The sequence below is a fragment of the Cnuella takakiae genome, assembly GCF_001953305.1.
Classification (GTDB): Bacteria; Bacteroidota; Bacteroidia; order Chitinophagales; family Chitinophagaceae; genus Flavisolibacter; species Flavisolibacter takakiae.
The window spans coordinates 2648717-2673201 of sequence record NZ_MTFE01000010.1; the positions used below are offsets into that span (position 1 = coordinate 2648717).

The 24485-nt window shown below is 50.6% G+C and carries 18 protein-coding genes; 3 read left to right on the forward strand and 15 right to left on the reverse strand.

Going from position 1 to position 24485, the window contains the following annotated elements:
- Nucleotides 1-130: 130 nt before the first annotated feature.
- Complete coding sequence (ribF, locus tag BUE76_RS11545; protein WP_073040260.1) at nt 131-1066, reverse strand: riboflavin biosynthesis protein RibF; 936 nt, start codon at nt 1064-1066, stop codon at nt 131-133.
- 250 nt (nt 1067-1316) lie between these two features.
- Here ribF and BUE76_RS11550 point away from each other — a divergent pair, with 250 nt between their 5' ends.
- Nucleotides 1317-2504, forward strand: a complete 1188-nt coding sequence (locus tag BUE76_RS11550; protein ID WP_073040258.1) for an AIR synthase-related protein — start codon at nt 1317-1319, stop codon at nt 2502-2504.
- A 152-nt stretch (nt 2505-2656) separates the two neighbouring features.
- On the opposite strand, the gene BUE76_RS11555 is transcribed toward BUE76_RS11550, so the two are convergent.
- The 3 genes from BUE76_RS11555 to BUE76_RS11565 all read right to left on the reverse strand — a co-directional run bounded on the left by BUE76_RS11555 (nt 2657) and on the right by BUE76_RS11565 (nt 7057).
- Nucleotides 2657-4219, reverse strand: a complete 1563-nt coding sequence (locus BUE76_RS11555; RefSeq protein WP_073040257.1) for a M56 family metallopeptidase — start codon at nt 4217-4219, stop codon at nt 2657-2659.
- Complete coding sequence (locus BUE76_RS11560) at nt 4216-4578, reverse strand: BlaI/MecI/CopY family transcriptional regulator (RefSeq protein WP_073040255.1); 363 nt, start codon at nt 4576-4578, stop codon at nt 4216-4218. Before BUE76_RS11560 ends, BUE76_RS11555 begins: the two co-directional genes overlap by 4 nt.
- A 100-nt stretch (nt 4579-4678) precedes the next feature.
- Nucleotides 4679-7057 (reverse strand): PAS domain S-box protein, encoded by a 2379-nt coding sequence (locus BUE76_RS11565; protein WP_143157202.1) that lies wholly within the window; start codon nt 7055-7057, stop codon nt 4679-4681.
- A gap of 256 nt (nt 7058-7313) precedes the next feature.
- Here BUE76_RS11565 and BUE76_RS11570 point away from each other — a divergent pair, with 256 nt between their 5' ends.
- Nucleotides 7314-8003, forward strand: coding sequence for a cell division ATP-binding protein FtsE (locus BUE76_RS11570; RefSeq protein WP_073040251.1), 690 nt, complete (start codon nt 7314-7316; stop codon nt 8001-8003).
- 86 nt (nt 8004-8089) lie between these two features.
- Here BUE76_RS11570 and BUE76_RS11575 read toward each other — a convergent pair whose 3' ends face one another.
- From BUE76_RS11575 to BUE76_RS11590, 4 genes are all read right to left on the reverse strand, one after another.
- A complete protein-coding gene (locus BUE76_RS11575; protein WP_073040249.1) occupies nt 8090-9208 on the reverse strand; it encodes a glycosyltransferase in 1119 nt (372 codons plus the stop codon).
- Complete coding sequence (locus tag BUE76_RS11580) at nt 9201-10295, reverse strand: glycosyltransferase (RefSeq protein WP_245798302.1); 1095 nt, start codon at nt 10293-10295, stop codon at nt 9201-9203. The genes BUE76_RS11575 and BUE76_RS11580 overlap by 8 nt, the downstream gene beginning before the upstream one ends.
- Complete coding sequence (locus BUE76_RS11585) at nt 10295-11296, reverse strand: Gfo/Idh/MocA family protein (protein WP_073040247.1); 1002 nt, start codon at nt 11294-11296, stop codon at nt 10295-10297. Before BUE76_RS11585 ends, BUE76_RS11580 begins: the two co-directional genes overlap by 1 nt.
- Nucleotides 11297-11507: 211 nt before the next feature.
- Complete coding sequence (locus tag BUE76_RS11590; RefSeq protein WP_073040245.1) at nt 11508-14114, reverse strand: TonB-dependent receptor domain-containing protein; 2607 nt, start codon at nt 14112-14114, stop codon at nt 11508-11510.
- A gap of 232 nt (nt 14115-14346) precedes the next feature.
- Between BUE76_RS11590 and BUE76_RS11595 the strand changes: the two genes are divergently transcribed.
- Nucleotides 14347-15054 (forward strand): hypothetical protein, encoded by a 708-nt coding sequence (locus tag BUE76_RS11595; protein WP_073040243.1) that lies wholly within the window; start codon nt 14347-14349, stop codon nt 15052-15054.
- 407 nt (nt 15055-15461) lie between these two features.
- On the opposite strand, the gene BUE76_RS11600 is transcribed toward BUE76_RS11595, so the two are convergent.
- The 7 genes from BUE76_RS11600 to BUE76_RS11630 form a co-directional block, all read right to left on the reverse strand.
- Nucleotides 15462-15668 carry a hypothetical protein gene (locus BUE76_RS11600; protein ID WP_073040241.1) on the reverse strand — a complete coding sequence of 69 codons (207 nt, stop codon included), beginning with the start codon at nt 15666-15668 and terminating at the stop codon, nt 15462-15464.
- A 73-nt stretch (nt 15669-15741) separates the two neighbouring features.
- Nucleotides 15742-16488, reverse strand: coding sequence for a hypothetical protein (locus BUE76_RS11605; RefSeq protein WP_073040239.1), 747 nt, complete (start codon nt 16486-16488; stop codon nt 15742-15744).
- Nucleotides 16489-16497: 9 nt separating this feature from the next.
- On the reverse strand, nt 16498-17511 hold the full coding sequence (locus BUE76_RS11610) for an acetate and sugar kinases/Hsc70/actin family protein (RefSeq protein ID WP_073040237.1): 1014 nt from the start codon (nt 17509-17511) through the stop codon (nt 16498-16500).
- 176 nt (nt 17512-17687) lie between these two features.
- Nucleotides 17688-19238: a helix-hairpin-helix domain-containing protein gene (locus BUE76_RS11615; RefSeq protein ID WP_083596355.1), complete on the reverse strand. Its 1551-nt coding sequence runs from the start codon at nt 19236-19238 to the stop codon at nt 17688-17690.
- 58 nt (nt 19239-19296) lie between these two features.
- Nucleotides 19297-20703, reverse strand: a complete 1407-nt coding sequence (locus tag BUE76_RS11620; protein ID WP_073040235.1) for a PP2C family serine/threonine-protein phosphatase — start codon at nt 20701-20703, stop codon at nt 19297-19299.
- A gap of 65 nt (nt 20704-20768) precedes the next feature.
- Complete coding sequence (locus BUE76_RS11625) at nt 20769-21407, reverse strand: vWA domain-containing protein (RefSeq protein ID WP_073040233.1); 639 nt, start codon at nt 21405-21407, stop codon at nt 20769-20771.
- A 293-nt stretch (nt 21408-21700) separates the two neighbouring features.
- Entirely contained in the window at nt 21701-24430 is a 2730-nt protein-coding gene (locus tag BUE76_RS11630) for a PAS domain S-box protein (protein ID WP_073040231.1), read from the reverse strand.
- Nucleotides 24431-24485 lie beyond the last annotated feature (55 nt).

Genomic DNA, 24485 nt, shown 5'->3' on the forward strand with positions numbered 1-24485 from the left:
ACACCTTAAAACATTTAGAAATAAAAATAGGTTAGCAAATTCAGTTCTAAAAGAGGTACTGAAATGCATTGTAGCAACAGGAATGTTCTTAACCGGTAAAAGATATGTCCGAAATACAAACAAGATCAAACTAACCAACCAATCCTCCAAGCACCCTCAAACTATTTTCCTTATCCAATAACAACTGTGCTTTCAATGCCTCCAGGTCGGGGTAGCGTTCCTGTCCACGGAGGTATTGGTGTACATGAATGGTGAGGGCAGCGCCATAAATTTCTTCATCAAAGTCAAACAGGTTTACTTCAACACGCTCATCAAGGCCGTTTACGGTAGGCCGTTTGCCGATGCTGAGCATACCTTTCAGAATACGGCCATCCAAAATAGCTGTTACGGCATACACACCAACACTCAATTGAATTTTATCAGGATCGGTATACTGCAGGTTGGCTGTTGGATAACCCAGGGTACGTCCCAGCTTGTCGCCATGCACTACCAGGCCGGAAAAGAAAAAAGGATAGCCCAATAGCTTATTGGCTGTTGCCACATCGCCGCAAAGCAGGGCCTTGCGCACCTTGGTAGAAGAAATTTCAACGGCATCCAGCACGTGTTGTGGTATTTCGATCAGTTTATACCCGTAGGTGGCTGCACGATCTTCCAGTAGTTTAAAATTGCCTTGCCTGCCTTTTCCAAAATGATGGTCGTAGCCGATGATGATGGTATGCGGCTGAAAGCGGGCAATCAGGAATTGGGAAACATAGGCTTCCGCATCCAGTGCGGCAAAGGCTTCATTGAAAGGCACTACCACCAGGTGGTCGATGCCCTGCGTTTCCAGCAGTGCTGTTTTTTCTGCAAGGGTGTTGATCAGTTGCAGGGGCACATCGGGGTACACCACTTTGCGCGGGTGGGGGTGAAAAGTGATGATCACCGTTTCGCCGTCAATGGCTGCTGCTTCGGCTTTAAGGGCAGCAATAATCTGGCGGTGCCCGGCATGTACGCCATCAAAGGTACCGATGGTGATGACGGCATTTCGAAATGGTGGTAGCGCATCGATGGAATGGTGGACCTGCATAGTTGGGTTGCGAAGATAAGCAAGAGCCGACGGTTTGGAGACAAAGGAGAGGAGGGACTACGGACGACGGACTTGACCATGGACGACAGACGACGGACAACGGACGACTAGGGACAACACAAAGTAAAAGTGGTTTGCCTTTTCGACTGTTGTCTGTCGTCTGTAGTCCGTCGTCCGCCAACTTCAACCTGCCAACCCTCCCTGATGTGTTGGTCAATACCATAACTTAGCGCCCTGAAATTAACCGCACATGTCGTTATACAGCCAGCGGGGCGTAAGCGCCCAGAAAGAAGAAGTACACGCCGCCACCAAAAACCTGGACAAAGGTTTATACCCCAGGGCCTTTTGTAAAGTGTACCCCGACGTGCTGGGCGGTGATGCGGCTTACGTAAACGTAATGCATGCCGATGGCGCCGGCACCAAGAGCATCCTGGCCTACCTGTACTGGAAAGAAACGGGTGACCTCAGCGTGTGGAAGGGCATTGCTCAGGACGCCATCGTGATGAACACCGACGACCTGCTTTGTATCGGTATTACCGACAAACTACTTTACTCTTCTTCCATCGACCGCAACAAGGCCCGCATTCCCGGTGATGTGCTGCAGGCCCTCATTGAAGGCTCTCAGGAGTTCTTCGATACCCTGCAGCAGCATGGCGTAGACATCACTTTTATGGGTGGCGAAACCGCCGACGTGGGCGATGTGGTGCGCACCGTGGCCGTAAACGGCACCATGGCGGCACGCTGGCCCAAGGCCAAACTGGTCACCAACGAAGGCATAGCTCCCGGCAATGTGATTGTGGGTTTTGCTTCTTACGGCCAGGCGGTGTACGAAACGGAATACAACAGCGGCCTGGGCTCCAATGGACTGACTTCGGCTCGCCATGATGTGCTGGCAAAGAAATACAAGCACGAATACCCCGAATCGCTGGACGACCTGCTGGCAGATGAAGTATCCTATGTCGGTTCGCTGGGTATGACGGACAAGGTGACCGTCAACTACCGCGGAGCAAGTTTTGAAACGCCGGTGGGCAAGCTGTTGCTGTCACCCACCCGCACCTATGCGCCGCTGGTAAAACGCATTTTGTCCGAGCAGTTTGATGCCGTAAAAGGTATGATCCACTGCAGCGGTGGGGGCCAAACCAAGTGCATGAAATACATGCCGGAGAATGTGCGTGTCATCAAAGACAACTTGTTTGCTGCACCTGAAATATTCCGCATGATCCAGCAATCAAGCGGTGCCGACAACCGCGAGATGTACCAGGTATTCAACATGGGTTGCCGCCTCGAAATCTATACCGATGAAGCATCGGCGGCACAAATGATTGCCACCGCCACCGAACTGGGCATCGAAGCCCAAATTATAGGCAGGGTAGAAGCAGGGGAAGGACAAAGCCTTGTGTTAACCTCTGGAGGCGAAACCATTGAGTACAGGTTCTAATGTTGGTTTAGACAACGGACCTATGACGACAGACCACTTCAATAACCCAATAGGTCTTCCATCATCATTAGTTCATTAAGAGCCACCTTAAGCCGATATGTAAACAAACAGGCAATAATGAAAAAGCCGGAAGGGTGCTTCCGGCTTTTTCATTATTGTTTTTTGGTAATAATCTCAATGACCCCGTACTTTCCTTTTTCTCCGTATTTGTCCGTTGCTGTTTGATCTTTCAGCACATTCATACTGGAGATATTTTCTGGCTTAACGGGAAAAGAGGCTTCGGGGTAATCGCCCATGGTACCCATTTCTTTACCGTCAATTACCAGCAGCGCTTTGCTGGAATCATCTTTAATCTTCCCCTTTTCCGCCAAAGGCTGTTTGGTTCCCGGGCCCCGGTTGGTTTGTGAAGCATCAAGATGCGGCTCTTTGCTTTTTGCAAGGGTTGTTATTTCAATCACCCCATTTTTGCCTTCCTGGCCATAACGTTTTACAGCCTCCTCATTTTTCCAAACATTGACGGAAGCAATCTCCTGCGGCTTTACCATATTTTCCAACTTCTGTGTAGCCGACAGGGTACCCAGCAGTTTTCCATCTACTACCACCAGGGCAGTTGCGGGCATAGGTGGTGGTGGAGGCGGAGGTGTTAGAATGCCTTTCTCCCTGGCTTCCTGCTCCGTAAAGTTTTCTTCTTTTCCGTCTTTATAAGTGATGGAAATGCGGTTGATATTGTCCTTCTTGGTCACGCGTACTTCTTTGATGTTGTCGGCATTGCGTGCAGGTACCGTATCCGAAGTGTTGGATAACCCTTTGGTGGGCAAAGCCGCTGTTTGTTGAACCGAAGCTGCAGCCTGCTTTTGGGCAACAAGCATCAAAATGAGGGCTGCAACAGGAAGCGCCAGCAGTCGGCCTACATAGGCATTTCGGGGTGTTTGCAAGGTTTTGTGGAGCATAGACAATCGTCGTTTTATGGGTTGTTGAAAAAATGGGTTGATCAGGGAAGGGTATGTATTGCCATATACCGTTTGCAGGATCATGCGGGCCAGTGCCCCGGCATCGCTGTTGCGGGCGGCATTCTGGTCGGCAACAAACTCGTGAATCAGTTGCAGCTCGCGGCGGATAATCCAAAAGAACGGGTTGATCCAGCAAAGGGAAAGCACCAATTGCAACACCAGTTTATCTACCGAATGTTTGGCCTTGATGTGCGCCAACTCGTGCCGGAAAATGGCGGCACCCTCCGGAGTATCCAGGTCAATATCCTCTCGCCAGAACAGGCGCTTGAAATAGGAGAAGGGCGCCATCGCATGGGTGGTGAGGTAAACTTGTACTCCCTTGTACCGGATCGCTTTTTCCTGTTGCATCAGCCTGCTCATTTTCCAGACTCCCTTTAATACAGCAAAAAGGAAAAGGAGGGTTGTAAGCGCATAAGCACAAAACAGAAGGGTTGACAAATCCGGCGTTGTTTCAGGCTTTAAAGCTGCCTGCTGGTTGCCTCCGGCAAAAAGCAACTGCCAATTGCCGGAACTGGTTGGGGCACCCTCCGGTAAAAATGCAGGCAGGGAAACCAGCGGGAAGAGGAGGGATGCGGCCACACTACCCAGCAAATAAAAACGGTTGTACTGGTGAAACACCTGGTTGCGCAGCCACAGGTAATAATAACCATATAGCAGGCCTGAGCAAAGGCTAACCTTTAAGAGGTAGAGGGCTAAGGTAATCATGGCTGCTTTTTTTTGAGTTCCGTTAACAGGGCTTCCAGTTCTTCTACGCTCAGGTTGTTTTCCTTCACCATAAATGAAACAGCGTCTGAGAAAGACCCGCTGAAAAAAGAGCTTACCAGCGACCCGATGGAAGATTTCGAATAAGTATCCTTGCTGATGAGCGGGAAGTACTGGTATTGGCGGCCATACTGGTTGGTGCCTACAAAGCCTTTTTCTACCAATATTTTCAGGATGGTGGAAACGGTATTCTGGTGTGGCTTGGGTGGCTTGATGGCATCCATGATGTCGCGGATAAAGCCTTCACCCAGGCTCCAAAGTACCTGCATGACCTGTTCTTCTGCCTTGGTTAATGTTTTCATGATCGAGGTTCTGATCATGAATGTATAACTAATTATTTAGTCGAACAACTAAATAATTAGTTATAGGGAAAAGTTTTTATAAAGATTTGTGGCAGTGGTATTATGCAGGCAGCAGGATGGTAAAAACGGCACCTTCGCCCTTGTTGCTGCTGGCCTGTATGGAGCCGCCGTGCCGTTCGGCAATTTTCTGGCAAAGGGCCAGGCCCAAACCGGTGCCTTCATACTGGTCCTTCGAATGCAGGCGGGTAAAAGTCGTGAAGATCCTTTCGGCATACGCCGGGTCGAAACCGATGCCATTGTCGGTTACTTTTATTTTAAAGAACGACTTAGCATTGACCATTACAGCCTCCGAGTGGATACGGATATGCGGCGGAACTTCAGGTCTGGAAAACTTGAGCGAGTTGTTTACCAGGTTATAAAAAAGTTGGTACAGCAATACCCTTGCGCCCTGCAGGGTAGGCAGGGGCTCTATTTCCAGAACCGCGGTTTTTTGCTGGAGCAAAACCTCGAGGTCAGATTCAATATTGCCAAGTATTTCGTTGAGGTTTACTTCCTCCACTGGTTCTTCATTTCCCGAAAGGGTAGAGTATTTAAGTACGCCGTCAATCATGCTGATCATGCGGCTTGCGGCACTTTGTATTTTGTCGAGGTACTGGATACTGCGGTCCTCCAGTTTTCCTTCCAGTTCCGATTGCAGCCTGCTGGTGAAGGTCTTGATCTTCCGCACGGGCTCTTTGAGGTCATGGGAGGCTACATGTGCAAACTGCTGGAGGTCGGCGTTTGACCTTTTTAGTTCTTGGTTAAGCGCCTCCAACTGCAAGGCTGCTTTACGCTGGCCGGTGATATTGGTAATGGTAACGGTGGCGCCTTCGCCCAGCCGGTCGGCCACTACATCAAAATACAGGGGACCATTGGGATGAAAAACGGTAATGGGGAAATGGCCGTCTTCGTTGTAATCTACGAAGCGAACCAATTGCGTAAAGGCGCCATTATGAGCAGCATCAGGAAAAGTTTCCAGCATGGTTTTGCCAATGATGCCAGCGGCGCTTTGGCCTAGGTCTTTGGTTACCATATCGTTAATAAATGTGATCCGGAAATCGGTAATAATGCCTGCCTTGTTGCGGATGGGTTGGTAGGTAATAATCCCGTTTTGGGTTCGGTTGAGCACCGACTTCAGGAAAGCCTGCGACTGCTCCAGTTCACCTGTGCGCTGGGCCACCTGTTGTTCCAGGTTTTCGGCCAGGTTCCGGTATTGGGCCTCGCTTTGCCTTACCTTTTCTTCTGCAGCCTTACGCTGGCTAAGGTCCTGAATGACGGATATAAAATACTGTGGGGCACCGGCTTCATCACGTACCAGCGAAACAGTTAGGTTTACCCATATGGTTTCGCCATCTTCCCGTATATACCGCTTTTCCAGGTTATAACTTTCCTTGTCGCCATCCAGCACCTGCTGCACCAGTTCCAGGTCCAACTTTAGGTCTTCGGGGTGGGTAATATCCTGGAAGCCATGCTCCAGCAATTTTTCGCGGCTATGGCCTACAATAACACAAAACCGTTCGTTTACCAGCAGCAGTTTGCCATCGGGTGCCACGTGGGCAATGCCCGCCTGGGCATTCTCAAAAGTGCTGCGAAAGCGCTTTTCGCTTGCATCAATCGACTGCTGGTAGCGATGCTGGTAGGTAATATCGCGGGAAACAGAAATGATCTCGGTGATGCCGCCCTGGGTGTTATGCACGGGTGAAACCACCACATCCCACCATTTGGGGGTGCCTTTTGCCGTGGGGCAAAAAGCCTGGAACTGGGTTGACTGTCCTTTCAACGCTTTAGCTACAGATGCTTTTATGGTATCGCGGCTTTCTTCGGGCCAGAGGTCCCACCAGTACTGGCTTGCTACCTGGCAGAAATCGTCCAGTTCCATCAGGCAAAGACCCTGGTGGCTCATCGATATCATGCGGCCTTCGGTGTCGATGATCTTGATACAGTCGGGACTGCTTTCCAGTATGGTACGATTGAATTCTTCTTTTTCCTCGGCTATCCTTCTTGCTTTTACCTGTTCGGTGATGTCGTAACCGGGTGCCATGATGCCCGTAATGGCTCCCGCTGCATTGCGGATGGGCGTATAAATGATCTTAAAAAACCTTTCCTGTTGCGCCCCGTTGTTTTCTACCAGGTAGGATACTTCCTCCCGCACCTGGGCCAGGCCCGTGCGGTATACTTCGTGGTACAGGTTTTCCAGTCCGGTATTTTGGAGGTGGGCAAATACTTCGAAATAAGGCTTATTCAGTACCTCTTCAGCGCTTTTGTTCCAAATCTGCAGCAGTGCGGGGTTGGCAAATTCAATAATGAAATCATCGCCTCCAAACACGGCAAGGGGCGAAGGCATCTGGGCAAGCAAATGGTACTCGGCAGTAGCTGCCAATAGGCTTTGCGGCGCAGTAGCTGCCTGTTCGGTACCAAAAAAAGCTGCTTTGTTTGTCATAAAATCCTGCGGCAAAGGTCGGAAAGGAAACCATCTCTTTTTACAAAAGGAGGGAACTTACGGGTAATTGTCGGTGAAAAGCACCATTGTGACGTTTGGGTATTTTTGGTTGGAGGCGGACTTAAGCATTTCCACCATTTTGCCAAACCGGGTGTGCCGGCACGGCATATGGCAGTGTTTTAATGGGTTAAGCCCCGGCTTTTTAACGGCCGTTTACCGCATTCTTGTCTTATTTTGCAGCCTTCAATATAGGCGCATGTCAGAACCCATTATCGATATAAAGAACGCAAAGATTTTTCAAGGGGAAAACCTGGTGTTGCAGGAGGTAGACCTGCAGGTGCATAAAGGCGAGTTTGTATACCTGGTAGGTAAAACAGGTACGGGTAAATCGAGCCTGCTGAAAACCCTCTATGGCGAACTACCCCTTAAAGAGGGCCAGGCAACTGTTGCGGGTTATAACCTGCGCGACCTTACCTGGAAAACCGTTCCTTACCTGCGCCGCACCCTGGGTGTTGTTTTCCAGGATTTCCAACTCCTTACCGACCGCAACGTAAACGATAACCTCAAGTTTGTATTGAAGGCCACGGGCTGGAAGGACGAAAAGCTGATGTCGGAAAAGATTGCCGATGTATTGGAAAAGGTAGGCCTTAAATCAAAGGGGTTTAAATACCCGTTTGAACTGAGTGGCGGTGAGCAGCAGCGTATTGATATTGCCAGGGCCCTGCTCAATTCTCCCAAACTGATCCTGGCCGATGAACCTACCGGTAACCTCGACCCCGAAACTTCGGACGAGATCATGAACCTCCTGTTCCATATCTCCCGCGATTTTGGCGCCGCCATCGTAATGGCTACCCACGATTATATGGTGATCCGGAAATTCCCGGCCCGCGTGGTACGTACCGAAGCCGGCAAGGTGCTGGACAATGCCAGTATTTCGATGTTCTAAAAATTAGAATAAATGGTTGAAGGGCGGTCCCGTGTAAAAGCGGGGCCGCTTTCTTGTTTTTAGATTCAAAAAACAATGCTTCTTGCTTAAAAAAGCATTGTTGCCAGTTTTTGGGCATTTACGGCAGTGTCATATTGCGCCAGCCATTGTGCTCTTTCCTTTATTTCCCTGGGCCCAAAAGGTTGTTGCATCAGGGCTCCAATCTGTTGTTTAAAAGCAGCCACATCTTCTGCAAGGTGTACTGCTTCCTGCAGGCCACTACCCGATACGGCTGCGGCATTGGCCACCACATGGCGCCCCCGGAAAAGGGCATGCAACAGCTTAAGTTTGACACCCGAAGGATGGAGTGCAGGCACGAGGTTTACCTGCGCCTTGCCAATCAACTGTTCCAGGTATGCTTCCGTTGGGTTGGCAATGATGGTGCAATTATGGTCGGCCTCCATTTCCGATACCAGGCCCTTGGGTGGGTTCCTGCCTGCAACAACCAGGTGGGCTGCGCCGTCTTCAAAAACATTATTCGCCAGCCACTTTGCCGTGGTGGCGTTGGCTGCCACAGAAAGGTCGCCATGGTATAAACAGTAAGGCTCGGCATAACTCCGGAATTGTGCCTGTTGCCAGGGCGTAAAAGCGGGTACCCACTGCACGCCATTCCAACCCATCCTGTTGGTAAAATATTCCTGTTCGGCAGCGGAGATGGCCGCAACCTTCAGTTGGTGGGAGAGCTTTTGCTGGTAGCGGTCCAAACGGTTGGCCTCGGTAGTATAGTAAAGGTTGCGCACGGGGTTGATCTCGCTATGCGCCAGTTGGCGGTAATAGGCGGCTTCGTTGTTGTGGAGCCGTAATACCAGGCTCCGGTCCTTTGCCAGGTAGGGTAGGATGCCGGTGCAATGAATGCCTTCCACCAGCATGGGATCCTGGTCCTCATTCAACCGGCTAATCAAATCCTTGTTGATGCGCGAGGAAACTATATAGGGTAGGGAAGAGGCCAAGCATTGCCTATAGCTTTTACGTGGGTAAGCGTAAATGGCTGCGCAAAAAGGTTCCAGTCCCGCATGGCCCCTGCCTTCCTGGTATTGGAAATAATGCAGTTTGATGGAAAGTCCCAATGCTGCCAGTGCTTTCACTTTTGCATAAACATCTACCACCCCGCCATAATCGGCAGGGGCAGGCGCATTGAAACAAACGATATGGATAGAATCAGCCAAGGATAGAACGGTAAAAGTGAATCAATCTTTTTTCTTCTGCCTGCCAGCTAAACACCTCGCGTGCTTCCAGGCAGTTGCTGCGCAAAGTTTGCAGTTTAGCCGGACTCGCCAATAATTGGTTGATGGCACTTGCGAGGTTTCGTGCCGACAAATCAGCTACCAGGTGCGCCACTTCATACTCCTGGTTGATGCTACGGTAAACGGGATAGTCTGCACAAAGCTGCGGCACACCGGCATGCATATAATCAAAGAACCTGTTGGCCAGCGAATAGTAATTGCTCAGGCCTTTGTTTTCAAAAATCGTGATTCCTAAAGTGGCCTTGGGTGTTTGCGCCTGCAATGCTGTGGGCACCAGTTTCCCTTTGAACAACACTTTTTGCGAAAGCCCCAGTTCCTGCACCAAGGCCCTTGCCTGTTCCAGGAAGTTGCCATCGCCGTAAATATGCAGGGGCAGGTCAATCCATTGAAAGGCGGGAATCAGGGTTTCAAAACTGCGGCCTTCGTTTACGGCACCCTGGTAAAGAATGAATGGTTCAGGCTCCGGGGTATGCTTTACAGGTTTCAGCCATGGCATATTCCGGATCACTTCGTAGTGTACGCCATACTCCCTTGCCAGTATGTCCCTTATTGGTTCATTAACGGTATAGCCCAACCTAAACTGCGGTACCGCATACCGTTCCACCCCTTTCCAGAACTGGTAAATGCGGGGCCGGCTTACCACTTCCTTCATTTCGCAGAACAATTCGTGGGCATCATATACCCGCTTGGTGCCTTTTAGCTTTGAGGCAAACAAAACAGGTAAAATGGTATCGAGGTCGATGGCACAAAGCAAGTTTGCTTTTTGAAACAACAGCCAGGTAAAGAGCCGGAGGTTGTATTCCGCGTAAAACAGTTTTCCCTTTATAAACCAGCAATGAATTCGATGTTGCCGGAACGGCTGTGCAACCAATGCCGGGGTATTTCGATAGCGCCTGCCTACAAGCATGACCTCGTAACCCGCATCAGCCAGGGAAGTGCAAATACGGATCATCCGCTGGTCGTACAGCAGGTCGTTGGTAACGGCACATATGATCCGTTGCTTCCGCATCAGCGCCGTGCAGCTGCGTAGAGTTGTTCAATAAGGGTAATGGTACTTACCGTATCCTTTGCTTCGGGCAGGCTCTGGGGCTGTCCTGCCAAGGCTTTTTGCAACTCGTCATACACCAGCTGGTGGTTACTCATATTGCCGGAATAAATACCATTATCATTGGCACCTGCATCCATTTCCGGTGTATACGGCACTCCGGCATCATTGCTGTTCCATTCGATGGTGTTGAGGTACTGGCCGCCAATTTTCATAGTGCCTTTTTCACCGATTATGGTAAAAGAACCTTCCTTGTTCCCCCCATGTGCATTAATGGAAAAGTGAGCGGTGCCCAATGCACCGCCGGTTGTTTGCAGCAAGGCCACAAAACTGTCTTCGATTTCAAAGTGGCTGCGCAACCCGCTGTTGCTTGCAGCAGCACTGATAACAGTTGTATCACCCAGGAGCCAAAGCAGCATATCAAAAAAGTGGCTGAACTGGGTGTACAGGATTCCGCCATCTTCGTGCCGGGTGCCGTGCCAGTTACCGGTATAGTAAGCTTGCGGCTGGTTCCAGTACCCATTCAACGAAAAGGAAAGGATACGTCCCAGGTTGCCTGCTTCCAGTATTTGCCTGGCAAAAAGCACCGGTTTATTAAAACGGTTTTGTTTTACCACGAACAATTTGCGGCGGAAGAAATGCGCGGTATCGCGCATGGACCATGCCGCTGTAAAGGCAATACACAGAGGTTTTTCGCACAGCACATGGCGGCGAGCCTGCAGGCTCTTGATGGCATGTTCGGCATGCAGGCCGTTGGGCGTACATACCACCACCAGCTCCACCAGGGGCTCCTGCTCCAGCAATACCTCCAGCCGGGTATAAACCCGGGCCTGTGTTCCGGCTGCCAGTGCCTGGGCCATTGCCAAATCAATATCACAAACCGCCACAAGGGCGCCGGTACGGAGGATCTCGGTTTTATGCCTTTGGGCAATACGGCCGCATCCAATGAGTGCAAACTGCGTCATGGGTTGCGAAGGTAGGAGGAGAAAGGGTTAAGTAGCTGTTGGCCTTTGGCAGTTGGCTTCTGGCTAAACTAGCAAACGATTAGTTTGCGCATTTAAAAGCCACAGGTGGTCTTGTCAAGAAGTTTGGGACCACAAAAAAAGGCTGCCCGCTTTCGCGACCCAGCCTTTTTGCTATTTAAAATTCAGGCAATCAACCTAAACCTTGAATTCCTTAGAACCCGGTTTCGATATTATTGCTTTCGCGTTCGCCACGGGTATTCTTACGCTTGAACAGGGCCGGGTCGAACTTGCCAAAGCGCCAGTTGAAGTTTACCCGCACCAGCTGCGGATCGCGGCGGCGTGAAACTTCCTGGAAGAATATGGGCGATTCGGATACTGCCTGGTACAAACGGGTGCGGAAGATATCCTGGATATTTACCGAAAGCGAAGCGGCCCTGTTTTTCAGGAATTCAAAACGGAGGGCGGCATCTACGCCGTAGTTGGGTTTGATATAACCCTGGGCCGTAGTTTGGGTGCCAAATCCGCCGCCAAAACCACCGCCGCCGCGGCCACCACCACCACCAAATCCACCGCCGCCACCTGCAGGCAGGATGGTTTTGCTCTGGTAATCAGCAGAAACCTGGAGCGAGAAATTTTTAGGCAGCTTAAAGGTGTTATTCCATTTAAAGAAATAGGAAGCCAGCGGGTCCTGCTGTGTTTGGTTGGGGATGTCAATCTGAATTTGGGAAACAAACAGGTTCAGGTTGGCATTCATATCCCACCACTTCGTCAGTGTGTTGCGGCTGGTCATTTCCAGGCCGGTGATATAACTGCGGTTGGCATTTACAAAGGTGTTGACTAAGATGGTTTGCTTGATCACCGAATCAGCTTCTTCAACCTGAACGCGGCTGATCAGGTTATTGGTATTGCGGAAGTAAACGGATGCCAGGAACATATCGCTTTTACGATAGGTTTTCTGGTAGCTCAATTCCAGCGAGTTGGTAAACTCTGGACTCAGACCTGGGTTACCCCGGGTGATGTTAAGCGTATCGGTATAGTCGGTAAAAGGAAACAGTTGCCAGAAATTGGGCCTGTTGATCCGGCGCGAGTAGTTGAGTTGCAGGTCCTGGTTCTCACCCAATTGCTGGCTCAGGAACACGCTTGGGAAAAAGCTCAGGGGGAAATCAATGTTGAAATTTTGTCCTTTGCCCGGCAGGGTGCCTTCGTAGTTGGAGCTTTCGGCACGCAGGCCTACCTGGTAGTTAAAAGTTTTGAGCTTGCGGCTATAATTTACATAGGCAGCATGTACCTGGTCGCGGCTGTTGAACAGTACCGACAGGTTGGGTGCATAGATATAGGTGCCCGTGGTGTCGATATAGAAATCATTGCGGCTGTTTACGTTGCGCCATTGGGTACGCAGGCCCATTTCAAATTTGGCATTGTCGGAGATGGGGTTGGTATAATCCAGTTGGTATACCAGGTTTTCGTTGTTGCCCCGGCCCTGTTGCAGCTGGTTGAGGTAGCTGATCTGCGGACCGCCTTCATAAGCGTAGTTGTTGGAAAATACTTCGTTGTCGTTATTGTTGCGGCTACGGTTGTAGGTAATGTCGGAAGTAAGTTCCTTGCCCGCTTTAGGAAAATTGTATTTGTACGAAACCTGGGCGCCCATGTTGCGGAACTGGCTTTCCGAATTGGCTTCGCGGTTGTTGAAGCTGTTTGTCTGAAAAGGCTTTTGCTGGCTGATGAAGATCCGGCTGTTATTTTCGGGGGTAAAACCTCCCTGGCCAATATTGCCGCTAAAGCTCAGCGTGTTGCGGTTGTTGATGAAATAATCGATACCGGCGCGCAGGAAACGGAAACTACCTTCCGATACGTTGCGGTCGTTTTGGTTGAGCGTACTTTGAAGCCTGGTAGAATTGGTGCTGCGGTACTGCGAACCAGTAGAAATGGACTTGCGCTGGTTGTAGTTGACACTGCCAAAAAAGTTCACCTTGTTCTGGCGGAGGTTAAAATCGCCACCAAGGCCTACACGAGCCCTTGAGTCGATGCTGGTGCGCACCGAACCATTATAGCCTACGCGTTTTGTTTTTTTCAATACTACGTTGAGGATACCAGCGCCACCACCCGAAGCATCGTACTTGGCCGACGGGTTGGTGATGATCTCTACGCTTTCAATGGCGTCGGCGGGAATTTGCTCCAGAGTGAGGTTGGTAGGACGGCCGTCTACAAATATCTGCGGCGAGCTGTTGCGCAGCGTTACATTACCGTCCACATCCACGTTCAACGAAGGTACATTGCGCATCACATCGATGGCGGTACCACCAGTGGAGGTGAGGTTGCGGTCAACGTTGAAAATTTTCCGGTCGATACCCATTTGCAACTGTGGTCTTGAGGTTGCCGTTACCGTTACATTCTGTAACAGCTTGTCGTCAATCTCCAGTTTGATATTGCCCAGGTCTTTGTCCAGCGCCGCCATCATGTTGGAAGGATCGCCGCCGCCATTGCGGTTGGGTGCGCTAAAGCTTACCGCCTGCTCAAAAGGCTTATAGCCGATGCCGGTGATTCTTAGTTTGTAGCGGCCCATTGCCGGCACGTTTTCCAGGCTGAACTCGCCATTGTTGCGGGTAAGCATGCCATTGGCAACAACCTCCTTGCGCTGGCGGGTGGCGCTATCCATTCGCTCCTGCACCAGGGTTACAGAAGCTGCATCTACCGGTTTATTGTTGGCATCTACCACTTTGCCATAAAAGCGGCCACTCATCTGCTGCCCACCCCGGTTCTGTGCGGAGAGGTTGGTAAACAACAGCAGGGAAAATAAAAGAACGTAAATTTTGCTCATCATTTTGCTATTACACTTGGGTAAGAGTTACAGGAGTATAACCCATCAAATCGCGGGCAAGTTAAGACGGGATGTACTCAGGCATCGATATGATTAACCATTATTAACCTCGGGTCTAACTTTAATTAACCTCTTTAAGCAAGTAGTACCAAAGCGCTAAAGCCAACGGCAAGCCTTACCTTTGCCCATTCTGCCAGGGTGCATACCGTGGCAGAGTTAACCTATTAGCTTCATGACAGATACTGATAAGATATATCGCGGCCTTGTTTCCTTTGTGCATTACGACAAACATTTTGCTACCATTGAATACAAGGCAGGAGGCAAAATGAAATCCATCAATACTAAAACAAAGCTGCCTGGTGCCGGCGGCAAAACCCACCATTTCCGCGTGGGTGATGAGATCAATTTCAAACTGCGCCTTACCGACCGCGGCGACCGCCAGACGGCTTACGACGTTGAGTTCTTGTACAATGGCGGCCTGGACAAGCTGACGCAAAAAGCCCGTAGCGAAAACCGCTTTTCGGGTTACCTCAAGCAGGTAGAGGATGATTTGTTTGTAAAGGAGATGGAGACCTACCTGTTCTTTCCCCTCAAATTATCGCCCTGGGAAAACAAGCCCGGCGAACAAAGCTTCAATGCGCCGGTGACCTTCCAGTTGGTAAACCTGGACAAACCCAAGCAAATAGCCGCAGCTTTATCTTACCGGGTATTCAAACCCGAGTATCGAGAGGCGCTTAAAGCGTTTGAAGCAAAAGAACCCATACCTGCAATCATCACCAAGGTATCGCCTTACGCGGTGTACCTGGACCTGTATGGCGGCAAAATTCCATCCAAGATCAACCTGCCTGCACCGGGACTTGAAAACTTGGAAGCAGGGCAGGAGTTGAATGTGTTGATCAGTTTTATGAACGAGGACCGGGTAGTTGTACAGCCTGCCTGATAAGGAAAGTAAAATGGCTGTGGATATCACGGTAGCCTATGCACTTCAACAACTAGTGCAAAAGCCAGCGTGCTACTTGTTCGTTTATGAATAGTTGGTGCAAACCCGCGGCCTTGCTGCGGGTTTGTTTTTATATTGGTTATGGCCACCATGCCACTGTAATATACCTTTTACCAGAGTGATCCGCTTGCGGTTGTCAGTGCCATCACAATCGTTTGTATACCTTAATGGAATGCAGGGGCACAACGCAGCTTTGACAATTACCTTCCCCCACCTTCCTGAACTTAATCAGCTTTCACCGGGAAAATGAAGCAGGTTGCTGGTGGCTTTTGCGCAGCAGGCGCAAACAAATGCAAGGTCAGGCAAACACAAAACAGCCCCATAAGTGGGGCTGTTTTGTGCAGGGTTTAATTAACCGGTATGATGTTGTGCTCCCAAAGCAGGAGGTGGTTGCCGGGGAAAGTGACCCATATCTGCCCGTTGGGTTCATGACTTTTTACTTTGCCTGCAGTCTTTGCGTTAATATACTTTTCGTAGATAAAGAAGTTTTGCTTCCGGTCATCCTCCTGTAAGATATCCTGGTTGAGGATGACTTCTGTTCCAATGGGTACCATTGGGCGAAGATACTGGCATGTAGCGGGTCAGCTGAAAGTTGGGTTAAAATAAGTATCCCTATAGAGCACCCGCTTAGAAATATTGAACGATCTTCTTCAACTCCGTTTCTATTTCTTTTTGCTTGTGCTCGCCGGCCAACAGGAATGATTGCCGGGAAGTATTCAGCTTGTCCTTGGTCAGGTTGATCTCCTGCGTGATCTGATTGATCTCCGCCTTCAGTGTATTGATGCGCATGGTGAGCGCCTGCAATTCCTCCGCCTTTTTGTCGATCACCTGTTCCTTGCTTTGCACTTCCTTTTTATACTGCAGCGCATGTGCTCCCTGGAAGGCATTCATATCCCTGCCAATAAGGTTCAGGTATTCCTGGCCGGTTGCCAGTAGTTTATCGCGGGTGAGCCCCGTACTTTTCAGCACATTGTAGGCCGTGCGGTACTTCAGCGATTCGTCGGTGATGTCATCGATGTCCATCTTGCTGTCCACAAACTCCTTGTAGTCGGAGCCCTGGAAGATGGGATTGGTGCGGTTGGCCTCATCGATCAGCTTTTCGAAATAGGCCACATGCTCGGGCAGTGGCTCCGTAAGGGTGCCGGATGCCGAATAGGTAGGCACCTGGCTGGCAGCCGCAGCAGCGGCAGCCGGCTCGTTGATCAGCGGATGTATGGCAGGCTGGTCCTGTGGTGGTGGTGCGGGTGCCCTTGGCTGCGGTGTAGCGCTGCGCGTGGGCGCCGCAGGCGTAGGCTGGGTTGGTTGTGCACCCTGATTTTTTTTGTCCTCGTCGAACTCGATAAAAGGGTTGAGGAGTTGTTTTAAAAAACTCATAGGTAAGGATTAACGGTTCAGACCAAGCAAGAAGCCAATGGTGAAATTGGCATCCCAGTCAAAAACAAAGGTGTCGGTATTGGTGGCTGCTGCAAGCGCCTTGTAGATGTTCAGGCCCGAAGCCATCTTTTTGTCTGCCGCCTCGTACTTGGCGGGTAGCCGCAGCACGGTGTAGCGTTCTTCACCCTTACGATGCTGCTTGGCTAAAGTGAAGGGCACGCCACCCAGGATGAAGCCCACATTTCTTTTGTTCTCCGGGATGCGGGCGGCCTGTTCTTTTACCTGGTTGTACACCGCATCGTCAGCCATGCCTTTCTCGTAATACTTGGCTCCGGGCAGTTCAATGGCTTTGAGGCCACCGCCCTCTTCCCAGGAAATTTTGGTGTTCCCCGAGCCGATATCTACGAGGAACGAATTATCGCGGAACTGGGGCGGAATGGTTGCCTGTAGTGCATAGCGTGCTTCCTGTTCTGCCGTCACGAGGTTGACGACGTAGCCCATTTTTTTTAACTCGTTGCTGATGGTAGCCGTCTTAGGTTCTTTCTGTGCACCCGAGGAGATCACAAAGTGCATGTTGTTTTTGGATACGCCTTTGTCGAACATGGCGGCCAGGTATTTTTTCAGACCGCTGCGGATGTCTTCTGTGGTAGCCAGCCCTTCGTAGGCCAACGATTCCCCAAAGTCCTTGGAAACGATCTCCCAGCGCTTTTGCGTATCCATATTGATCACAAAAGAGTTGAAGCCTGTTGCACCCACTTCCACTACACCCCTGAGCGTGCCGTTCTGTGGCTTTTCCGGCGTATAGTTGAATTCGCGGTCATCTGTATTGCCGGTGCTGGCTGTAGTGGGCTCTGGGACAGTTGTGTTGGTACCTTCTGCGGTTGTGCTCCGGTTGCCGGTAGTGCCGGGCAGTTCTGTGTTGTTTTCCGAGCGGATTTCAGATAGGCGGGGCTTCAGTGCAAAATAGCCCAGAATGGCAATGATCAAAACGATGATCAGTATGCCTGCAGGTTTTAATCTCATATAGGTGTGTTTGACTTTTTTGATAAAGGTTTGCAGCGGGTTAGTATGGAAACGGTATTTGGGTCCCAGCCAACAGACAACAGACCACAAAGGGTACTGTCATTGTGGTCTGTTGTCTGTTGGCTGTGGCCACTGTATTTGATTCCATGCCCGATTATTTGATTTGGGATTATAGATTATTTATTGGCCATGGTAATGACAATGATCCGGCCGCCTTCCTCCCGCGACAGCAACAGCTTTTTCCCATCCGTCAGGTCTACCATCGTGCCAATGGGGATTTCCTTGTCTTCGGTAAGATCTTTTAAGGAATCCAGCTTTTGGTTTACCAGTACCCACTTGTTGTGGTGAAAGGTGAAATAGCCCACCGGAATCATCTGTTCTTTTGTCAGCCTTTCGTTGCGTACCACGTTTCGGTTTACATGCCATTGAAACAGGTACTGGTTGTGGTACACCATCAGCCGGTGGTTTTCGGGGTGCCACACCGTTGGCTTGAACTGGTAGTACAGGTCCAGTACCGGCAGGGTGCCTTTTACCGGCGTTCCGCAAAAAGGACATTTGGGTGCATTGGTATTGTCAAACACAAACCACTTCTGGTCGCATTGCGGGTTGGCGCAGGGTTGCATCAGGTCGGTGGTTTTGAGCAGGGCCTGCTCCCAGCTGTCGGCGTTGGGCCGCATGTTGGGGTTGTGCAAACCTGTAATGAATGCCTGGTCGAACAATGTTTTCAGGTAAGGGCCGGTGAGGGTATAAGGCAGCTTGCTTACATCGGCCCAAGGCAGGGCCCATTTGCTTACCTGGTCCAGCTTGGGCCGGTTGGAAAGGTCGGTAGGATTTTCAATAAACAATGCCTTTTCTCCCATCGACAAGAGGTCGTCCTGCTCCGTATCCAACGAGTTTACCTTGCCGCCCTTTAGGGGGTGGCGGTACAACAGGTACATATAGATCATCACCGCAAGGGCGTGGAGGTCGGTCGTGCGGTTGGCGTGTTTACGGGCAGGATCCCGCAGTTCCAGGTGTTTGGTGGACAGTACTTCCGGTGCAATAAAATCAGCGGTACCGATTACATCGGGCGGGTACAGGCCGGGCACTACCAGTCCATCGATATCGATGATGGTGGCCGAGCGGCTCACTGGGTCCACCAGCACATTTTTATAGGAAAGGTCGGAGTGGGCCAGGCCCGCAGCATGGAGCCTTTTTACGCCCCTTGCAATTTTGACACATACCTGGAAATAACTGAGCCAGTTGCCCAGCTCACTTTCATCCAGGCGGAGTGAAAAACCTTTGTTGCGAAACTTGCCCGAGGCAAACCAAAGCCCCTGCTTTTCTTTTCCTTTGATGCCTTCGCTGGTGGCATAGCCTTTCTGGAAAAAGAAAGCTTTGTTATAGGTAGGCACCACCAGGCCTACCTTTCCACCTTCCTCCACCATATCGGTGGGCCAGCAATACAATTCCTTGAAATAATCGCCGCCCTCCCGGTTGAAGAAACTGTCGTAGTACTGGGTCACGATCTTTTGCAGCCGCTCCCGAGAATTATAATCCTGTTTGTCGCGGTAAAAAGCAACCACGTAGGAGCGGTCTGGACCAAAGTACACGTCCTTCATCCCGCCGCGCATGGGTTCGCCATTATCAACGTATTGATAGGTTTTGCCCGGGTGCACCACGGAAGGCGCCGTCCGGATGCGATAGCCGGGTTTACCTGTAAAATTGCCTGCTTGGTTCACAACCATGGTGCTCTATCGTTTAAATTTGGGTGCCTGGAAATAAGGGGATGGTGTGGCGCACCGGTTAAAACACAATCGCCAGTGTGCGGTCATCATGATTGCCCGGGCTCCAGAAATCCATCCACTGCGATAGCTGTTGTGCTATTTCCGGGTTGTCCGGGTTAAGGTCTACCTTGGTGCCTGCTTCATTGTTGCCCCCGAGGTCGGCCAGGAACTCCTGCCACTTGCTGATCTTAGGCAGTGCCGCTTCCACTACGAACTTGGGATCGTAAATACCATCCGACATCAGGAACAGGTAAGAAAAGTCATCGATCAGCTTAAATCCAAAACGGGTGGCGAACTGCTTGTTCTGGAAGATCTCCGGCATGGTGATAAAGCGGGTGCCGCCGCCAAATTCGCCTACGTCGAGCCAGTTCATCAGTGTCACTTCTGTCACGTCCCTGTTCAGCACTGCAATGGGGCAGTCGCCAACACCAAAAGAAAGGAATGCATACCCTGCTTCGTATTTTTTCCAAAGGGTAAAGATCAGGGTGGCGCTGAGGTCTTTCAGGGTGGCGCCACTTTCCTTGGCAAAGACCTCCAGCTTTTTGTGGGTGGTAAATGCAGCCTTGCCCAGGTTGTTGTATACAAAGTTGTTCAACTCCTTTTCCGTAGCGGCTTCCTGTTGGGCCAGGTATTGTTGCAGCACGGCGTCAAAACCTGCCATACTGGTTTTGGCCGCTTCTTCTTTGAAATACTCCACCACCGAGGCGCATGCCAGGGCTGAACCTTTCCGGGACAACTTTGCACTGCCGGCGCCATCAGCTACCACCACAATCTGCCAGCCATTTTCAAGGCTATCGAAAGCAAAATCATCTTCGCGGAAAGAACCCACATTTGCATGGGAGCGTCCCCGTTTGGATGATACCACAATGTGGCGGTCGCCCAGCGGGGCAAACTTTGTAACATGATCCTCCTTCCAGTAAGGATCCTGTGTATCACTTTCCAGGTTTTTCCAGAGGCTTTTGGGGTCGGGATTAACCGTCAGGGTAAGGCTTTTTGCATGGAGGGATGCATCCTCTTTTTCTGTATCCAATCGGTACAGGAACTGGAGCGGGATGTCGCCACTTTGGGTAGGCGTACCGCTGATCTGCCCAGTGGCCGGGTCGTAGGCAAGGCCTATTGCCTCCAGACCCGAAAAAGCGGTTTGCACCATGTCCTGCCAGCCCAGTTTCTGAAAATCAAGGGTAGCAGTGTAATCTTTACCAACCGTTGCATTGGGGATACGCAGGAGCTGCTGCTGCAGGTCTGCAATCCGTTCTTCCTGTTTCCATCCGGCCATAAGCAAATTGCCTGTTTGCATGATTACATCAATAAGCGCCTGGTTTCTTTCGGCTTCCAGGAAGCTGTTGAACAGCGCTTTTCTGTCGTCCGTTATGGCAATGCCACGGTTACGGAAAAGGCTGTCCACCACCGCTATTATATCTTCCATTGCCGCTATGTTTTAAGCTCCTGTTTCTTTGGTAGAATGCTTTTTGAATGGAGCAGCTGTATCAGTTATACCACTACATTCAGTTCGGAAGGAGGGGGCGGCAGTTCGCCAAGACCGGTTACCTCTTTGCCCGAATCTTCTACCTTGGTGGAGGTAACGCCAATGGATGCGCTTACCCAGGTAAAGAACTTGGCGATGCTCTGGCTGTCGGCGGTATCGAGGCTTACCACGTTTTCGGTGATTTGCTTGAGCAGGTTGGCATCGGCACCGCTGCCGGCTGCACAGGCAACGGTATAGGCCGTTTTGCGCTTTTTAAATTCTTCCAGTCCGCTTTGCCAGTCGTCGGTGGGAATGCCATCGGTCATGATAAAAACAAGGGGCTTCCAGTCGCCTTTCTGCTCTGCGGTGGTCTTGGTCACTTCGTTGTCGATGCTGGTGGCTGCCAGTCGCAGGGCAGCACCCAGGCTGGTGGTGCCGGTAGCCTTGATGTCCACCATCTGGAAAGAAGCCAGGTCGGTAAGCGGCACCAGCTGGCGCGCATCGCTGTCGAAGGTGATCACGCTGATGAAGGCGGTCTCAATGGCCTGCGGGTTCTGGCGCAGGGAGCTGATCATAACCTGCACGCCGTTTTTTACGGCTTCGATGGGCTCGCCGGTCATTGATCCTGAAGTATCGAGCAAGAGGTAAACGGGGAGTCTTCTCATTTTGTATGGTGATTTTTGGGTGTATAAAAAGGGAAATGCCCAGCGATGCAGCGCATTTCCAGGGTCGCACCATTATATGCAAATCCTGAGCCTTGTTTCATTAGTCAGGAACAGGTTTGCATTCTGAAAGGGATATCCTCTATCCCTTTTTACAAAAACTGAAATGCTTTTATCAGGGTTGTACCTCCTGCTCATCCCTTTCTTTCCCAGTTATTCAAATGAATAGAGCGCATCCATCATGGATGCGCTCTATTCGTTGTGCTATGTACCCGTTCTTTTATTATCAATACTGGTTATTCAATGGGCAACAGCACGGAAAAAGTTGCCCCTCTGCCCGGTATACTTTCAGCCCAGATATAACCGCCATGGTTTTGCACAACGTTTTGTGCAATGGACAATCCAACACCCGTGCCGCGGTATTCGGCATTGCCATGCAGCCGCGTAAATACATTGAAGATTCTTTCTGCATCTTCCTGGTCGAAACCAATACCATTGTCCTGCACTACAACCAGGTGGTACAGCATTTCACCTCTTTTGCCATTGAGGTGCAAGGGGGTGTCTATACCTTTTACCTGTTTTGAGGTGATGTTGATTACGGGCGGTATATCTGGGTTGCTGTACTTAAGGGCATTGCCAATGAGGTTCAGAAAAAGCTGCTGCAATTGTTGCCGGTGTCCTTTGATGGTGGGTAATTCAGCTACCTTGATGGTGGCTTTTTTCTCTGCCAGTTCTACCTCCAGGTCTTCCAGCACCAGCTGAATTTTTTTGTTCAGGTCCACCATTTTATCCTTCACGGCACCCCTGCTCACATGCGAGTACAGCAACAGGTCGTCTATAAGGGTGTTCATCCGGTGGGTAGCATTGATGATCCTGGTGAAATAATGTTTGTCATCCTCCTCCAGCTTGCCTTCGAGCCGGCCTTTGAGCCGGTCGGAAAAGATCTGGATCTTGCGCATGGGCTCCTTCAGGTCGTGGGAAGCGGCATAGGCAAACTGCTCCAGGTTTTTGTTGGAACGTTCCAGTTCTTCATTGCTTTTGTGAAGGGCTTCATTGGCGTCCGCAAGCGCCTGTGTGCGCTCTTCCACTTTCTTTTCCAGCTCTTCCTGCCATTGTTTCCGCTCGGTGATATCGCGGAAGAAAACGGATAAACCGCCATCAGTTCCCGGGTATATGCTGGTATCAATCCAGATACCGAGCAGGGGCGACACGGTTTCATAATGAACGGGTCTGCCTTCCTTTTGCGCCTGGTAGTGCATGTGATAAGATTGGCTGCCTACGGCTTTGGGAAACTCGGTCCAGTAGTGTTTACCAATCAGGGCCTCGCGGTCGCTGCCCCAGAGTTGGGCTGCTTTTTTATTGACATAGGTAAAGTTGAAATGCTCGTCCAGCGCATAAAAAGCATCGGCTGTACTTTCCAGGATATTGACGATGCGTTCATGCGCTAGGCGCAGGTCTGCCTCCACCTTTTTACGTTCAGTAATGTCCTGCATAGAACCCAGCATCCGGGATGCCTTTCCGTCCTTATCATGGATGATATAGCCCCTGTCGAATACAAGGGCATAGCTGCCATCTTTTTTCCGGAACCGGTATTCTGCCGACCAGTTGGTTCCGCCACTACTAATTACCTCGTGAATGCCACCCACAATACGTTCCTTATCATCGGTGTGCACGCGGTTGTACCAGGAATCCACGGTGGGTTCTATCTCCTCGGCCTGGTAACCAAAAAGTTCTTTAAAACCTTCGTTCCACCAAATTTCATCCGTGCGCAGGTTCCAATCCCAGATTACGTCCTGGGTCGCTTTGGCCACCAGGTAAAAACGTTCGGTGCTTTGCTGCAAGGCCTCGGCCGCCCTTATTTGCTCGTGCACATCGGTGGTGGAACCATACCATTTCAATATGCGGCCATGTGCGTCCTGCATCGGTGTGCCCCTTGTAAGAAACCAGCGGTATTTGCCGTCAAACCGTTTAAGGCGGTATTCAATTTCATAGATGGTGCCGGTCTGAAGGGCTTGGTTCCATACCGCATGTGTACGTTCCAGGTCGTCTGGATGCAGTGATTGCATCCAGCCATCACCCTGCACGGCTTCCAGCGGAAGGCCTGTAAATTCGAGCCAGCCTTTGTTGAAAAAATAGGTATACCCATTGGCTTCAGCCGCCCACACCAGCTGCGGCAGGGTGTCGGTCACAAACTGTAATTCCTTATTGGCTTCCTGGACTTTTTGCCGGGCCTTCACCTGCTCCGTTACATCGTGTGAAATGGTAAAAACTCCAGTTGCTTTGGTGCTGCCATTAGTGAAGTAAGGCTGGTACACCAGGTTGAAATAGTGCAGCTCCTCTTTTTCTTTAGCCATGGAAGATACGGGCACCTCATGTGCAATATAAGGTTGCCCGGTGGTGCGCACCTGGTTGAACAGTTCGATGATGCCCTGGCCCTTCAGTTCGGGCAAGCTTTGTAAAATGGGCTTGCCAATGATCTCTTTCCCTTTGCCCCATAACTTTAAAGCTTCTTCGTTGGCCATCTCCAGCACATAGTTGTCACCGTTTACCATACCTACCACCATGGGTGCATGCATAAAAAGGCCAAAGGCTTTTTCAATGCCTTCCAGCTTTTGTGCTTTTTTCCGGGCCTGGACCTGCCCGGTTATGTCCTCGGCGGTATGGATGATGTACAGCAGTTCGCCTGCATTACCCAGTACCGGCACATTGTACACCTGCCAGTATTTTTCGGTAAAACTGCCATCTTCATTGGCAACATCGTAGCGTTGCTGGGGAAGGCCATGGGGTACTTTTTGTTGTTGGATGTACTCCAGGGAAGCCCTGATGTTTTGCTCACCGGTAAATTCCGGGTCCAGGGTGCTTTGGGGGAACTGCTCAAAAAATCCGCGGCCGATTAATGCTTCCCGGGGTAATCCGGTTGAGCGAACCAAATCGTTACTCACGGCCATTACGGTAAACAAAGGTGCATCGGGTAATAAAACGGCGCTGATACCCGGACGGGCCTCGAAAATTTTAGGATCTAACACTGTTCTGTTATCAGTTAAAGATTAAGGGTTGGTAAATATAAAGGTTTATGGCCCG